The following is a 14,916-nucleotide window of genomic DNA, read 5'->3' on the forward strand; positions in this document are numbered from 1 at the left end:
TTTTTACGTGCTTGGAGCCGCTTCCCGTCCCGGGATAAACTCAGGAGCCAAGGACGGGTGCAAATGACGGTCATGTGCCGGATTCGACGCCGATCGTCCGCCGCTGGAAAGTCGATATGAGAGCCGTGAAATTCGCCGGCGCGGCGGTGGCCGCAATCGTCATCGTGATCGCACTCCTGCTGGTGGTCGGGATCCCCTCGGGCTTCCTGAGTTCGACGATTGCCTCGCGTGTCGAGAGCGCGACCGGCTATCGCCTGTCGGTCGACGGCACCACCAGAATCAGTTTGTGGCCGACGCTGAACGTGACGCTGAACGACCTCACGCTTGCCGACCCCAAGGACCGCAGCGGCATCACGCGCCTGTCCATCGACAGCGTGCAGGCCGACATGTCGCTCTCAAGCGTCTGGTCGGGCCGCCCGAAGATCAGCGAGCTCGTCGTCACCCATCCCGTGCTCTACCAGCCGCTGCTGCGTGAGCGCCTGCCGAATGCCGGCGGCACGTCGAAGCCGGTCGCGCTCGATCTCGACGGCGCCGCCATCGATCGCATCAAGGTCACCGATGGCGAGATCGCATTCGCGCGCGTGCGCGATCGCGTCGAGAGCCGCATCAGCGCCGTCAATGCCGATGCGATCGTCGGCCGCGACCGCAAGATCAACATCACCGGCACCGCACGGGTCGGCGAGCATCCGACCAAATTCGACATCAAGGCGACCACGCCAGCGCCGCCGGCCGACCGACCGACCATTCCGGTGGATTTCGCCATCGACATGCCGGACGTGCTGAAGTCCCGGCTCGCGGGCCATGCCGAGGTGCGGCTGAGCGGCGATGTCGTGATGATCAACGGCCTGAATGGCACGCTCGGCGATGGCGCGTTCAATGGCTGGGCCTCGGTCGATATCGCGAGCAAGCCTCTGGTCAAGCTCGATCTCGACTTCCAGCGGCTCGCGATCCCGCTGGCGAAATCGCCGGAAGGCGCGTCCGGGCAGCCCTGGAGCGATGCGCCGATCGACGTCTCCGGGCTCAACTATGTCGATGCGCAGATCAGGATCTCCGCGCATGAGGCGGTGATCGGCGAGGCACGCCTCGCGCCGCTGGCGGTCGATGCAAAACTCGCCGGCGGCGTGCTGAAGGCCGGCACCGCCAATCTCGGCGCCTATGGCGGCCAGGTTACGGGCGAATTGATCCTGGATGCGACCAGCGGCGCGCCGAGCTTTGCCATGCATTCCGACCTCGCCGGCGTGCGCGCGCTGCCGCTGCTGCAGGGCCTCGCCGAATTCGACCGGATCGACGGCAAGCTGCAGGCCAAGCTCGCGCTGCGCAGCGCCGGCAGCAGCCAGCGCGCGCTGATGGCGAACATGCAGGGCACGGCCTTCGTCAATTTCCAGGACGGCGCCATTCGCGGCATCAACGTCGCACAGATGATCCGCTCGCTGACATCGGGCACGCTGTCCGGCTGGCAGGAAAACGGAGACAGCAGTCGGGAGCAGAGCACGGATTTGTCGCAGCTCTCGGCGTCGTTCCGGATCGACAAGGGCCAGGCGGTGACCACCGATCTCAACTTGACCGGACCGCTCGTCCGCGTGACCGGTGCCGGCACGATCGCACTCGACACCAAGATGATGGGCTTTCGCGTCGAGCCGAAACTGGTGATGACGACCGAAGGCCAGGGCCGCGCCGCCGAGCCGGTCGGCTTCGGCATTCCCGTGATGATCCAGGGCACCTGGTCGCAGCCGCGAATCTATCCCGACATGGCCGGCATGCTGGACAATCCGGACGCCGCCTATGCCAAGCTGCGCGAGATGGGCAAGGGGCTGTTCGGCGCTGATGGGGCCGGGCTCGGCAATATTTTGGGCAGCCTTGGTCTCGGGGGAGCCACCGCGCCGGGTGGCGGTAATGCCGCCGGCACTGCCAATCCGCAAAGCCAGCAGCCCGCCGGACAGAACAATTTGCTCGGCGGCCCCCTGGGGGAGGCGCTCGGCAATCTGATCCAGCAGGGACTTTCCGGTGGCGCGGGAAACGGCACCGGGACCGGGACTGCCACCGGCCGCAGCCGCAGCCTGCCTGCAGCGCCATCCGCACTGATGCCGCAAGCCTCGCCGGCGTCCCCCGCCCTGGAGGACCCGCCGGCGGCGCAGCAGGACAGCCAGCCGATGAACGACGTGCTGCGGCAGCTCTTTAATCGATGATTGGAGGACCAAAGCGCTGGACTCCAGCCCTCCCTTGCCAAGGCGATCCCCTTACATCGGCGTCCCCGGCCGCGGCTTCCTCCAAACGGATGAGACTGCGACAATTCACCATGCTTCCGCCTGCCAGCATCCAAGGGAGTAACCGAGGCCGGTAACCACGCCGGGTGCTCGGCCGTCCGTTGACCAGTCCCTTCACAGTCCCCTGGGACCAAATTGTGCTAGAAGGCTCGCAGGGTCCGTGCGGCCCGTAGCGCCGGCGCCGATGGCGGCGCGAGAGGATCGGGATGGCAGGAGCGAACGACAAGACACGGTTTCTGCGCGAGGGTCTGTTCGCCAAATACGTCGTCTCTCTCGTCGGCCTCGTCGTGTTCGTGCTCGCCGTCAACGGCGCGATGGAGAGCTGGATCTCCTACCGCGCCACCAAGACACAGCTGACCGACGGTCTCGAGGACAAGGCGCAGGCTGCCGCGCGGCGGATCGAGCAGTCGATCTCGGAGCTCGAGCGCCAGATCAGCTGGGTAACCCGGGCGAGCCAGGACACACTCGAGAAGCGCCGCGCCGACTACGCCCAACTGCTGCACCAGGTCTCGGTCGTCACTCAGCTGTTCCAGCTCAACGGCGACGGCCGCGAGGTGCTGCGCGTCTCGCGCCAGTCGACCACGACCGGCAGCAATGCCGACCTCTCCCGCGACATGCGCTTCACCGACACCGTCGCCCGCGGCGTCAGCTACGCGCCGGCCTGGTTCTCCGACCGGACGCCGTTCATGTCGATCTCGGTGGCGCATTCCGGTTTCAACGCCGGCGTCACCGTGGCCGAGCTCGACCTCAGCTTTCTCTCCGAGTACCTCACCGACGCCCAGGTCGGCAAAGCCGCCTTCGCCTATGTGGTTGATCCGCACGGCCGCGTGCTGGCGACGTCCTCGAAAGGCCCCGAGATCGGTAAGGATTTGTCGAAGCTGCCGCAGGTTGCGGCCGCGGTCGCACCGGGCCACGAGCCCGACAATTCGGGCACCGACTTCAACGGCCATGCGGTGATGAGCGCCGCGAGCACCGTGCCGAAGCTCGGCTGGAGCGTGATGTTCGAGCAGCCGGCCACGCAGGCCTTGATGCCGATCCGCGACCAGCTGGTGCGCATTGCGCTTTTGATCGGCATGGGCCTGCTGGTCGCAATCCTTGCCGGCACGCTTCTGGCGCGCCGCATGATCATCCCGATCACGGCGCTACGCGACGGCGCGCACAAGCTCGGCGAGGGCGATTTCAGCCATCGCATCGAGGTGCACACCGCGGACGAGCTGGAAGATCTCGCCGGCCAGTTCAACCGCATGGCCGACCAGATCCAGGAGACCTATTCGGACCTGGAGACCAAGGTCGAGGAGCGCACCCGCGATCTCGCGCAGTCGATCAACGAGCTCAAGGTGCTGGAAGAGGTCGGCCGCGCGGTCGCAGCCTCGCTCGATCTCAACGCCGTGCTGCCGACGATCGCCGCGCGCGCGATCGAGATCACCCATGCCGACGCGGTGCTGATCTACGGCTATGACGCGCAGGCGCGCCGCTTCAATCTGGTCGAGGCCAACGGCATCGACAAATCCGCCGACGGCGCCCATGTCACGATCGACGAAGGCCAGGATATCCTGAGCGATGCGGCCGGGAGCGGCGAACCGATCGCGCTACCCGATCTCGACCAGGCCTCCGAGCAGCCGCTGCGCGACGTCGCGATCGAAGCCGGCTTCCATTCGGTGCTGGTGGTGCCGCTGGTCGACCAGCAGGGCACGCTCGGCTCGCTGGTGGTGCTGCGCCGCGCCAGCGGCGAGTTCGCCGCCAGCATCATCGGCCTGATGCGCACGTTCGCCAACCAGGCCGTGCTGGCGATGCGCAATGCGCGGCTGTTCACCGAGGTCGACCACAAGGGCCGCGAACTCGCGGCTGCGCACGAAACCGTGCAGCAGCAGGCCGCAAAGCTCCAGGAGCAGACCGAGCAGCTGCGCAACTGGAATCGCTCCCTGGAAGAGCGGGTCGAGAAGCAGTTGGGGGAGATCGGCCGCATCAAGCGGCTCGAACGTTTCCTCGCGCCGCAAGTCGCGCAACTGATCGCCTCGTCCGACGGCCACGATGCGCTGCTCGACAGCCATCGCCGCGAGGTCACCGTCGTGTTCTGCGATTTGCGCGGCTTCACCTCGTTCACCGAGGCGACCGAGCCGGAAGAGGCGATGAACGTGCTGCGCGAATATCACGCCGCGCTGGGCGAGCTGATCCACCGCTATGAAGGCACGCTCGACCGCTTTGCCGGCGACGGCGTGATGATCCTGTTCAATGCGCCGATTCAGTTCGCCGACCATACCAAGCGCGCCGTGAAGATGGCGGTCGAGATGCGCGACACGATCGGCAAGCTGACCGAGAAATGGAAGAACCGCGGCCACTCGCTCGGCTTCGGCGTCGGCGTCGCCATGGGCTACGCCACGCTCGGCCAGATCGGCTTCGAGCAGCGGCTCGAATATGCCGCGATCGGCAGCGTCACCAATCTCTCCTCCCGCCTCTGCGACGAAGCCAAGGCCGGCCAGGTCGTCGTCAGCCGCCGCGTCTACGGCATGGTCGAGCCCTGGGTCGAAGCCCGCGCGCTCGACGATCTCGTGCTCAAGGGCTTCAACCACCCCGTGCTCGCGATGGAGATTCTGTCGTGGCGCGAGGAGGTGGAGAGCGTGGTGGATGCCGCCGCGGCAAGGCGAAGAGGGTAGCCACGACAAAAAACTGCGAAAACAACCCCATGCACAGTAGCAGGGGCCTGCAAGATCAATGACTTACGCGGGCACGGAATTGGCTGGAGGCGGTGCGGTTGATCACACCCCGCGCTTCGGCCCGATCGCCTCGAAGCCGGCCTTCTGCTCGTCGCTTAAGTCAGCTTCGAAATCGTCGAGCGCGTCACTGACGCCGTTCACCGCTTGCAGCATCGTCTGCAGCCGCGCCTTCACGGCGGTGAGGCGTGCCTGTGGTGTCGGTGCGGCCGGTGACGGACAGGCGCTGAGCGTTTCCATGGTGCGCAGTGTGGTGTCCTGGAGCACGTCGAGGCGGGCGCGGCCGGTGTCGTCGAGCTTGAGCGTGGAGGCGATCTCGGCCGCGGGCCATTGCTGCTGCACGAGCTGCTCGTATTGGCGCTGCAGCTTCTCGTCGTAGCGGGGATCGCTGTCCGCCTGGCAGGCCGATGCCGCCTGGGGATTCTTTTGCTGGATCGACGCGAGCGCGGCGCGGCGCTCCTTGGCCAGGCCGTCGAGCTTGGCCTTCTGATTGTCGTCGAGGATATCGACGAACTTTGCCAACGCAGGTGCGACGGCGTCCGTTCCCTTGATCATGGCCTCGATGCGCTCGCGCATCAGGCCGAGGCGCTCGATGGCCGTCGCGGGGACCTGCGTCGGACAGGCGGCGCGGATAGTGTCGCGCGCGGATGCCCACGCGGTGGCGAGCTCGTCGAGCGCTGTGCGCTGCAATTCATTCGGCTGCACGATAGCGGCGATGCGATCGACCGGCAGGCCGCCGGTGTCGCTGGCATCGCAGACCGTCTCCGCGGTCGGGACCCGCCGTCCGCGCCGGCCATGCGGCGCGGTGTAGGCCGCAAGCTCGGTGGCCGCATAGGGCGCGAAGATCGCGGCATAGATGTCGCCATAGCCATAGAGCGAGAGGCTGGTCGTATCGCCGAGCATGATCGCGGTGGTGAGATCGTCATACGCGAATGGCCAGAACACCGGGCCGACCCAGCCGTAGCTGCCGTCGGGATGTCGCCACCAGCCCTGCGGACGACGGCCGCCACGCCAGCCCGACAGCGCAGCTTGCGCGGTCATCGCCGCACGGAGCACGTATGGATTGGCAGGCTGGCCGCGCTCTGTGCCGCGAGGATCTTGCGACCGCAGCGCCGCGGAGCGGTATCGGCTGCCCCGCACCGCCATGCGGGCATGGCGCAGGCGCGACATGCCGATCATGTGGCCGACGGCGAAGCGCGCAACCCCGAGCGGGCCACCACGCAGGCCGAACTGCGCCTCGGCGCGATTTGGCAACAGCACCGCTAGAATCACGAGGGTTGCGCCTGTTAGCGCGAGCCCCAGCCTGGGTCGCAATTTTGGCCCCAAGCGTGATCTCGACATGACCACTGACCTGTCCACCTTGGCCCTCCTCCGGTGCCAAGCGCACATTGCGTCGCATCACCATGACGCGCGAGGGAACCAAATGTTCCGGAAGCGCACAGGGCAAAGCGCCGCAACGCGCGGCAGCGCGATGCGGTGTCACTCCGCCTTTTGCGGCAGCACGAAGGTTTGGCCGGGATAGATCAGATTGGGATTGTGGATCTTGGCGCGGTTGGCGTTGTAGATCACGGCAAAGCGGGCGCCGTTGCCGTAAGCGAGCCGGCTGAGCGCCCACAGGCTGTCGCCGCGGGAGATCACCCGGCTGCCGCCTGTTTCCGCCGCTGCTCCGCTGACGGCGTCCGCCGGCGAGGCCGATGCAACGGTCGTGGCCGCGGGCGCCCGCGCCATGACCCCCGATCCGCCCTTCGGTTTCGGTGCGCCCATCAATCTCGGCCGGGCTGCGGGCCTGTCCGACACCGATGCCACGACATCCGACTTGTCGTCGGGCTTCTCGGCCTTCGCCTCTTGTTTCGCCTCTTGCCGCGCGACCGGTGCAGGGCGAGCGGGCGGCGGTGCGGCATCGGCGATGACGACCGGCATGCTGCGGCCGGATTGCGTGACGGTGCCGTCAGGCGATTTCGCCCGCAAGGTCAGCTCGTAGGAACCGGCGGGAAGCTGCGGCGGCGTCATCACGAATTGGCCCGACGCATCCGCCACCACACTGTCGAGCGGCTTGCCGTCGCGCAGCAGCTCGACCTTGGAGCCGGGCGTCGCCCGACCCGCGATCACCGCCGCCTCGCCGTGATCGTCGACGCGTGCAACGTCGAAGCGGGGGCCGGTATCCGCAATCGCCGGCGGCGGCTTGACCGGTGCAAGATCGGCAAGCGCGGCCGTGACCTGCTTTTGCGTCTCGGCCAGCGCACCCGCCTTCGTTTCAGCGGGGGACGCGGCCGGCACCGGCGGCGCGCTTGCGGCTAGCTTGGGCTCTTCCGGCTTGAGTTCCGGCTTGAGTTCCGGCTTGGGTTCGACCTTCTGTTCGACCTTGGCCTCCGGCTTGGCGGCGACCACGGAATCGGTCTTGGCCCCGATCGGCAGCAGGCGACGCAGCTCGGTGGGGCCGATCACCAGCACGGTGCCGCCCACCGCGAGCAGACAGAATGCAATGAAGGCCTTGGTCGCGGTCACCATCGGAAACGAACCTTGATCAGGAAGAACCTAGCAAATCAATCGAGCCGGCAAGGTGCGCCGTTTTGGCCACGGCAGCAAGACGGTCGATGGGATGATGCGCCGGCACGCCGGGATGAACCGGCGCACCCCCGCCGGCGTCAAATGATCGAGGCCGCATCGCGGCATTTTTCTTGAGGAATTTTTTCCGTGACCGCATTTTACCGTCCCGCACAATGGCTGGTGGCTGCCCTCATCCTGGCCGCAACTCCGGCGCTCGCCGCTTCCGGCCCGCCGTCTGGCTTCGCTCTCACTGACGATGCCGATCTAGCCTTCACCTCGCCCGACAAAGCCACCAAGATCGAGCAGTACATGAAGGACAGCGGAGATTTCGACGTCAAATGGCAGGCCTGGGCGAGGCGTGGCGACCAGATGACGGAGCTGAAGCCCGAGCAGGGCTACGGGGCCGGCTTCCGCTTCACCCCCGACTCGCAATGGCTGGTGCGGATGCAGAAGACCGGCTCCGGCGAGCAGGACCTCTATCTCTACCATGTCGACAAAGGCGCCTTCGTCAGCGCGACGAAGACCTCGTTCAGCGACCTGGCCTGGGCCTATTTCCACAGCCGGCCGGACACGGGGAAGATGAAGCTCGACTACCACATCTCGGCCAATCTCGTGAAAGGCACCGAAGAGGCCTATCGCGGGCTTGGCGTGCACTGGCCGGACAACCGTTACCTCGTGATCTCGCTGTCGGGCGAAATGGACAAGCACCCGAAGAACGTCGCCGTGAAGGGGTTGGCCGACTGGCGCTGCCGCTATGATCTCAAGACGGGGACCTTCGACGTGCCGGCGATGTTCGCCAAGACCAATGCGGAAGCGTTGCGATGGGAAATCCGACGCTGAGGGAACCATGACCCCCAGCACCTTCAGACAAGCGATGGAACCAACCCTCTGATTCCGTTCCGATTCATGTTTTCCTAACCCTCACTGGTAACGTGGTCTTGTCGGTTTTGCCGCATCTTGCATCCCACGGGAGGGCTGCATGGGCACATCGATCCGATGGAGCGCGCGCATGCGCGCGTTGCTGCGCCGTTGGCGCGGCGCGCCGCTGACATGGCTGATCGCAGGGGGCTTCGTGCTGATGGCCGCAATGGCGATCGGCACCGCGCTCACCGTCGACCGCTTCCGGCAGAATGCGATCGAAAGCGGCCGCGACAGCGTGGAGAGCGCGGTCCGGTTGCTCGCGCGCCATTTCGACCGCGAGTTCGAGGACTTCGCGGTGCTGCAGAAGAGCATCATCGCCGAGCTCGAAAGCCATGGTATCGACTCCGCCGACGTCTTCCGCAGCGAGATGGGCACGCTCGCTGTGCACGAGGCGCTGCGCGCCAAAGCCAGCGGCTGGTCGGACGTCGCCGGCGCCAACGTGTTCGACGCCAAGGGCGTGCTGATCAACTCGTCGCGGCGCTGGCCGGTCGCCGATGTTTCAGTCGCCGACCGCGGCTATTTCAATCGCCTCAAGAACGATCCGGCGTCGCAGGAAGAGATCGAGGTCGTGCCGGGACGGTTGGGCAGCGGACCGGCGATCGTGTTCGCGCGCCGCGTCTCCGGTCCCCATGGCGAATTCCTTGGGCTGGTCTCGCGCGCGATCACGCCCGACCAGCTCGAATCCTTCTTCGCCTCGAGCGGGCTCGGCGAGGATTCCTCGATCGCGATGCACCACCAGAACGGCCAGCTGCTGGCGCGCATTCCGCATGTGGAGGCGATGATCGGGCAGAATTTCCGCAACGGCACGCGCGAGCAGATGGCGGTGTTCGAGCGCACCTTCGTCACGACCCAGCTCGCAAGCCCGATCGACGGCAAAGATCGCATCCTCGCCGCACGCCTCCTGACCGGCGAGCCGCTGGTGGTGGTTGCGACCAAGTCGCTGGATGCGACGCTGGCAACATGGCACACGCAGACCAAATTCTTCGTGACCGTCGCCGTGCTGTCGATCGGCCTGCTCGTGCTGACGCTTTATTCCATCTTCCGCCAGATGACGCGCCGGCTCGCCGTGGAGAAGCAGCAGCTCGATACCGCGATGAACACGATGACGCAGGGCTTGCTGATGTTCGACCAGGACCAGCGGCTGATCGTCTGCAACCGCCGCTACATCGAGATGTACGGGCTGTCGGCCGAATTGGTGAAGCCCGGCGCGTATTTCCGCGACGTGATTCAGCATCGCCATGACACCGGCTCGTTCGACGGCGACGTCGATTCCTATTGCGACGGTATTCTGGGCAGCGTCGGCCAGACCCACAGCGCGATCGTCGAGACCTCCGATGGCCGCCTGATCGAGATCAAGAACCAGCCCGGCGCCGGCGGCGGCTGGCTCGCGACCCATGACGACGTCACCGAGCGCATCCGGGCCGACGAGCGCATCGCGCATATGGCGCATTACGACGCCCTCACCGACCTGCCCAACCGCGTGCTGATGCGCGGCCATCTGGAGCGGCGCGTCGCCGAGCTTGCCCAGGGCAAGCCGTTCGCGATCCTCTATATCGACGTCGACGAGTTCAAGGGCGTCAACGATTCGCTGGGCCACGAGGTCGGCGACGAGCTGCTGCGCCAGGTCGCGAACCGCCTGCGCGCCTGCGTCAGCGGCAGCGACATGGTCGCACGGCTGGGCGGCGACGAATTCGCCATCGTCAAGGCCGGCAGCCGCGACGAGGCCGAGCTGACGGCTCTCGCCGAGCAGATCCTGAAGGCGCTGCGCGCCCCCGTGGACTGCAACGGCCAGGAAATCCCGACCGATGCCAGCATCGGCATCGCGATCGCCCCCGACCATGGCGACAATCTCGACGATCTGCTCAAGCGCGCGGATCTCGCGATGTATGCGGCGAAATCCGAGGGCCGCCGCACGTTCCGTATCTTCGCGCCCGAATACGACGCCAAGGCGCGGCTGCGCCGCCAGCTCGAGTTCGATCTGCGGCAGGCGCTGGCCCGCGGCGAGTTCGAGGTGCACTACCAGCCGCTGGTCGATCTCGCGGCCAATGTCGTCACCGGCTGCGAAGCGCTTCTGCGCTGGCACCATCCGGAACGCGGCATGGTCTCGCCCGCCGACTTCATCCCGGTTGCGGAAGAGACCGGATTGATCGGCGAGATCGGCGAATGGGTGCTGAGGCAGGCCTGCCTCGAGGCGGCCTCCTGGCCCGGCGACATCCACATCGCGGTCAACGTCTCACCGGTGCAGTTCCGCTCGCGGACGCTGGCGCTGAAGGTCGCAGCCGCACTCGCCGAGTCGGGTCTCGCGCCCGGACGGCTCGAGCTCGAGATCACCGAGACGGTCCTGATCCGCGACGACCAGGAGGCGCTGACGATCCTGCAGCAGCTGCGCGAGCTCGGCGTGCGCATCGCGCTCGACGATTTCGGCACTGGTTATTCGTCGCTGAGCTATTTGCATCGTTTCCCGTTCGACAAGATCAAGATCGACCGCAGCTTCATCAGCGACATCGGTCAGTCGGAAGATTCCTCGCCGATCGTGCAGGCGGTGGTGCACATGGCCGCCGCCCGTCACATGGCGACGACCGCGGAAGGCGTCGAGACCGAAGCGCAGCGCGCGGTGCTGCTCCAGCTCGGATGCAGCCAGATGCAGGGCTGGCTGTTCAGCCCGGCCGTGCCGGCCGCGAAACTGAAGCAGCTGTTGTCGGCGCAGGCGGCCGCGGCCTAGCGGCGCACTGCCGCACGCTTTGTCATCAACATCTCTGTCCACTCCCGCCCGCCGTGCGTTCGCGAAAGCGCCGGCCGGCTTGGAGCAGGATCGGACAAAACATGGCGGGTTCAGGAAATACGCCCGGCAGCCACGGCGCCTAGAACACGCGCCGTTCCGTACAAATACGGACGACTGATCGAAAGCCCGAGCTGATCAGCAGGAGCCACATCATGACCGGGAACACTGCACTCATGCGCAATCCCTCGCACAAGGGCTTGCCGCCCGCACCCGACGTACAGCCTGTCGATCGCTCGACGTCCGAGCGGCGCGCCGCCGACGCGGAGATGGCGCGCGTGCTCAGAACCGAGCCGTTTCGCATGGCCTTGGACTCCTCCGGCGCGGGGATCGCGCATTGGAAACATGATGCGCTGCACGACGTCGTCGAGCCCATGCGCCACCACGTGATCATGGCGCATAAAGGCGTGATGCAGCGCATGGAGCGGCGCTCGGGAAAATCGATCGCGATCGGCACGTTTCGTCCGGGGGTCGTGAACATCGTTCCGGAAGGGTCGAGCTCCCGATGGGACATTCCGAAGCCCGTCGACGTCGTGCAGCTTTACCTTCCCGACGCAACGCTGCAGCGCGTCGCTGGCGAGGCCGGGACCGCCGGGACCGCCGAATTGATTGAGCGAACGGCGCATCCCGACACCATCACGTCCCGACTGCTCCTGAGCGCCGCGGATTCGCTGGAGGGCCATGGCGTCCTTGATGCGCTGTTCCGGCATCAGCTCACGGATCTTCTGGCCACGCGCCTTTTGGCTGCGCATGCAGGCTCGCCAACCACGTTCCAGCCGACCATGGGCGGGCTGGCGCCGAAGGTCCTGCTCCGTGCGATCGAACGATTGCGCTGCGATAGCGAAGCGGACGTCTCGCTCGATGCGCTGGCGTCCGATGCCGGACTGTCGCGCTTCCATTTCTGCCGCTCCTTCAAGGAGAGCACCGGGCTATCGCCGCATGCCTGGCTGCGTCAGCACCGGCTCGAGCAGGCCATGAACATGTTGCGGGAGAGCGACGAATCGATCGTCTCGGTCGCCGCGGCGCTTGGTTACTCCTCGCAAACGGCCTTCGCCGCAGCATTCAAGAAGCTGACGGGCGAGACGCCGAGCGATTGGCGCAGGCGTATGCGTTAGCAGCAATCTCTCGACAGCGACGGCAATCGCGCTGGGGCAACGGCAAATCGGGTCAGCTACATCATCTCCATGTCCAGACCAATCGAGGGAGACCAAAGATGACCTGGAAAAACTTCGTCAGCCGACGGCTGATTGCCTCACGCCGCCGAAGCCTCGCGACCGCAACCCTGTACGGACTCTCGCTGGCCGTTCGCTTCACGTCGGCGACGGGCGAGGAAGTGGAAATTCCGGCTTACACCATGCACCCGGCACAACCGCCCGTTTCCATCATGATCCGAAATGGCGCCGGCCTTCCCTATCAGGACTGGAGTCGAAGTGAGCTTCAGCCCGTCGTCTTAGGTTACGGCCGGCCACCGAATTCGCTGCAGGCACGCTGCATCGCGCCCTGAGGCCAGCCATCCAACCCACCCCACGCGCCGACGCCGGACGCTGTTCTCAACGCAGCAGCGCGGTCGCGCGCGGTCTTTCGAACAGCAACCAAGGAGAAAATTCATGCGACTCGTCATCATCGGGGCCGGCTTCGCCGGCATGTACGCCGCGCTTTCCGCAGCCCGGCTGCGCGACATCCGGGGCGCCTCGCCGCAAGATCTGCAGATCGCGCTCGTTTCACCGGAGCCGACGCTGGTGGTCCGTCCGCGGCTCTACGAGTCGAAGCCGGAAACCGTGACGGCCCCGCTGCTCGACGTCCTCGAGGCGATCGACGTCGACTACATCCAGGGCAGCGCCGAGACGATCAACACCGAGGCCCGAACGGTGCAGATCGCGCCCGCGAAGGGCCCGCGAAAGACGCTGTCCTACGACCGCCTGGTCGTGACCACCGGCAGCCGGCTCTTCCGTCCGAACATTCCGGGCCTCGCCGAGCACGGCTTCAGCGTCGATTCGCTCGACGATGCCGTTGCGCTCGACAAGCATCTGCATGGCCTCGCGGAGCGGCCTGCCGTGAACGGACGCGACACGGTCGTCGTCGCCGGCGGCGGCTTCACCGGGATCGAAGCGGCCACCGAAATACCGACGCGGCTGCGCGAAATCCTAGGCCCCAATGCCAGGACTCGCGTCGTCATCGTCGATCGCAACACTGCGATCGCACCCGACATGGGTGCAGGCGCCCGCCCCGTCATCGAGGAAGCCTTGCGCAAGATTGGCGTCGAGACACGGCTCGGTGCCGGCGTCGCCGCGCTCGACGAGAGCGGCGTCACCTTGTCCAGCGGTGAGCACATCGAAACCGCGACGGTGATCTGGGCGGCGGGCATGCGTGCAGCGCCGCTGACCGGGCAGATTCCCGCCGAGCGCGACAATTTCGGACGGTTGCTCGTCGATCGCTGCTTGCAGGTGCCAGGCGTTCAGGGTGTCTTCGCGGCCGGCGACGCAGCACGCGCCGCCTGCGACGACGAGGGCAATTACGCACTGATGTCGTGCCAGCACGCCACGCGGATGGGCGCCTTTGCCGGCAACAATGCCGCGGCCGAATTGCTCGGCGTTCCGACCAGACCCTACCACCAGAAGGCCTACGTCACCTGCCTCGACCTCGGCGAAGCCGGCGCGCTGTTCACACGCGGCTGGGAGCGCAAGGTCGAGATGGTCGGCGATGTCGCCAAGAAGACCAAGCGTGAGATCAACACCGTCTGGATCTATCCGCCGAAGGCGGAGCGCGCCCTGGCGCTCGCTTCGGCCGATCCGGAACGCGTGACCGAAGTCTAGCCGCCTCACGTGATGATGGCCGCGCTCCCGCGGGGCGCGCGGCCCGCCACTGCAGACCGACCATTCAGGAGCCCACAGCATGAACCAGCAGATCCGCAACGTCGCGTTCGCGATGCCGCTGACGAACCCGGCTTTCCCGCCCGGCCCGTATCGCTTCATCAACCGCGAATATTTCATCATCCAGTACCGGACCGACCCGGAGGCGTTGCGCCGGATCGTGCCGGAGCCGCTGGAGCTGACCGAGCCTGTGGTGAATTACGAATTCATTCGCATGCCCGATTCCACCGGCTTCGGCGACTACACGGAAAGCGGCCAGATCATCCCGGTGTCCTTCCGCGGCCAGACCGGCAGCTTCGTCCACCAGATGTTCCTCAACGATCATCCGCCGATCGCCGGCGGCCGCGAGCTGTGGGGCTTTCCCAAGAAGCTGGCCCAGCCGAAGCTGGCCGTCGAGACCGATACCCTGGTCGGCACGCTCGACTACGGCTCGGTGCGCATCGCCACCGGCACCATGGGCTACAAGCATCGCGCCCTCGATCTTTCCACCGAAGCACGAAAGCTCATCGCTCCCAATTTTCTGTTGAAGATCATTCCGCATGTCGACGGCACCGCGCGCATTTGCGAACTGGTGCGCTTCCATCTCGAGGACGTGACGGTGAAGGGCGCATGGACGGGGCCCGCCGCGCTCGATCTCTTCTCCCACGCGCTCGCACCGGTCGCCGAGCTGCCGGTTCTTCAGGTGCTCTCGGCCAAGCATATCGTTGCCGATCTGACGCTCGGATTAGGCACCGTGGTGCACGACTATCTGGAGCGGTCCGCGGCGGCGCGATCGCGTGGAGCCGGATCTGAAATCCTGACCGAAACACACGCGGGCTGACCGA

The 14,916-nt window shown here is 66.3% G+C and carries 10 protein-coding genes; 8 read left to right on the plus strand and 2 right to left on the minus strand.

Going from position 1 to position 14,916, the window contains the following annotated elements:
* Positions 1-116 precede the first annotated feature (116 nt).
* Both ACFQX9_RS28770 and ACFQX9_RS28775 read left to right on the plus strand, forming a co-directional pair.
* Entirely contained in the window at positions 117-2,186 is a 2,070-nt protein-coding gene (locus tag ACFQX9_RS28770; protein ID WP_377791215.1) for an AsmA family protein, read from the plus strand.
* A 284-nt stretch (positions 2,187-2,470) separates the two neighbouring features.
* A complete protein-coding gene (locus tag ACFQX9_RS28775) occupies positions 2,471-4,918 on the plus strand; it encodes an adenylate/guanylate cyclase domain-containing protein (protein WP_377791216.1) in 2,448 nt (815 codons plus the stop codon).
* Between the two features lie 102 nt (positions 4,919-5,020).
* Here the strand turns inward: ACFQX9_RS28775 and ACFQX9_RS28780 are convergent, their stop codons facing one another.
* Both ACFQX9_RS28780 and ACFQX9_RS28785 read right to left on the minus strand, forming a co-directional pair.
* Positions 5,021-6,316: a Spy/CpxP family protein refolding chaperone gene (locus ACFQX9_RS28780; protein WP_377791217.1), complete on the minus strand. Its 1,296-nt coding sequence runs from the start codon at positions 6,314-6,316 to the stop codon at positions 5,021-5,023.
* Between the two features lie 138 nt (positions 6,317-6,454).
* Positions 6,455-7,483 carry a LysM peptidoglycan-binding domain-containing protein gene (locus tag ACFQX9_RS28785; RefSeq protein WP_377791218.1) on the minus strand — a complete coding sequence of 343 codons (1,029 nt, stop codon included), beginning with the start codon at positions 7,481-7,483 and terminating at the stop codon, positions 6,455-6,457.
* Between the two features lie 186 nt (positions 7,484-7,669).
* Here ACFQX9_RS28785 and ACFQX9_RS28790 point away from each other — a divergent pair, with 186 nt between their 5' ends.
* The 6 genes from ACFQX9_RS28790 to ACFQX9_RS28815 all read left to right on the plus strand — a co-directional run bounded on the left by ACFQX9_RS28790 (position 7,670) and on the right by ACFQX9_RS28815 (position 14,912).
* The gene (locus ACFQX9_RS28790; protein ID WP_377791219.1) at positions 7,670-8,362 is read left to right on the plus strand and encodes a hypothetical protein; all 693 of its coding nucleotides are present in this window, start codon (positions 7,670-7,672) and stop codon (positions 8,360-8,362) included.
* A gap of 139 nt (positions 8,363-8,501) precedes the next feature.
* Positions 8,502-11,165 (plus strand): EAL domain-containing protein, encoded by a 2,664-nt coding sequence (locus ACFQX9_RS28795; protein WP_247474458.1) that lies wholly within the window; start codon positions 8,502-8,504, stop codon positions 11,163-11,165.
* A 212-nt stretch (positions 11,166-11,377) separates the two neighbouring features.
* Positions 11,378-12,337, plus strand: a complete 960-nt coding sequence (locus ACFQX9_RS28800) for a helix-turn-helix domain-containing protein (protein WP_368506871.1) — start codon at positions 11,378-11,380, stop codon at positions 12,335-12,337.
* A 98-nt stretch (positions 12,338-12,435) separates the two neighbouring features.
* Positions 12,436-12,726, plus strand: coding sequence for a hypothetical protein (locus ACFQX9_RS28805; RefSeq protein WP_085348874.1), 291 nt, complete (start codon positions 12,436-12,438; stop codon positions 12,724-12,726).
* Positions 12,727-12,829: 103 nt separating this feature from the next.
* Positions 12,830-14,035, plus strand: a complete 1,206-nt coding sequence (locus ACFQX9_RS28810; RefSeq protein ID WP_085348873.1) for an NAD(P)/FAD-dependent oxidoreductase — start codon at positions 12,830-12,832, stop codon at positions 14,033-14,035.
* A 79-nt stretch (positions 14,036-14,114) separates the two neighbouring features.
* Positions 14,115-14,912 carry an acetoacetate decarboxylase gene (locus ACFQX9_RS28815; protein ID WP_018456607.1) on the plus strand — a complete coding sequence of 266 codons (798 nt, stop codon included), beginning with the start codon at positions 14,115-14,117 and terminating at the stop codon, positions 14,910-14,912.
* Positions 14,913-14,916: the final 4 nt, after the last annotated feature.

Source organism: Bradyrhizobium sp. GCM10028915 (assembly GCF_042666195.1).
GTDB lineage: Bacteria > Pseudomonadota > Alphaproteobacteria > Rhizobiales > Xanthobacteraceae > Bradyrhizobium > Bradyrhizobium canariense_D.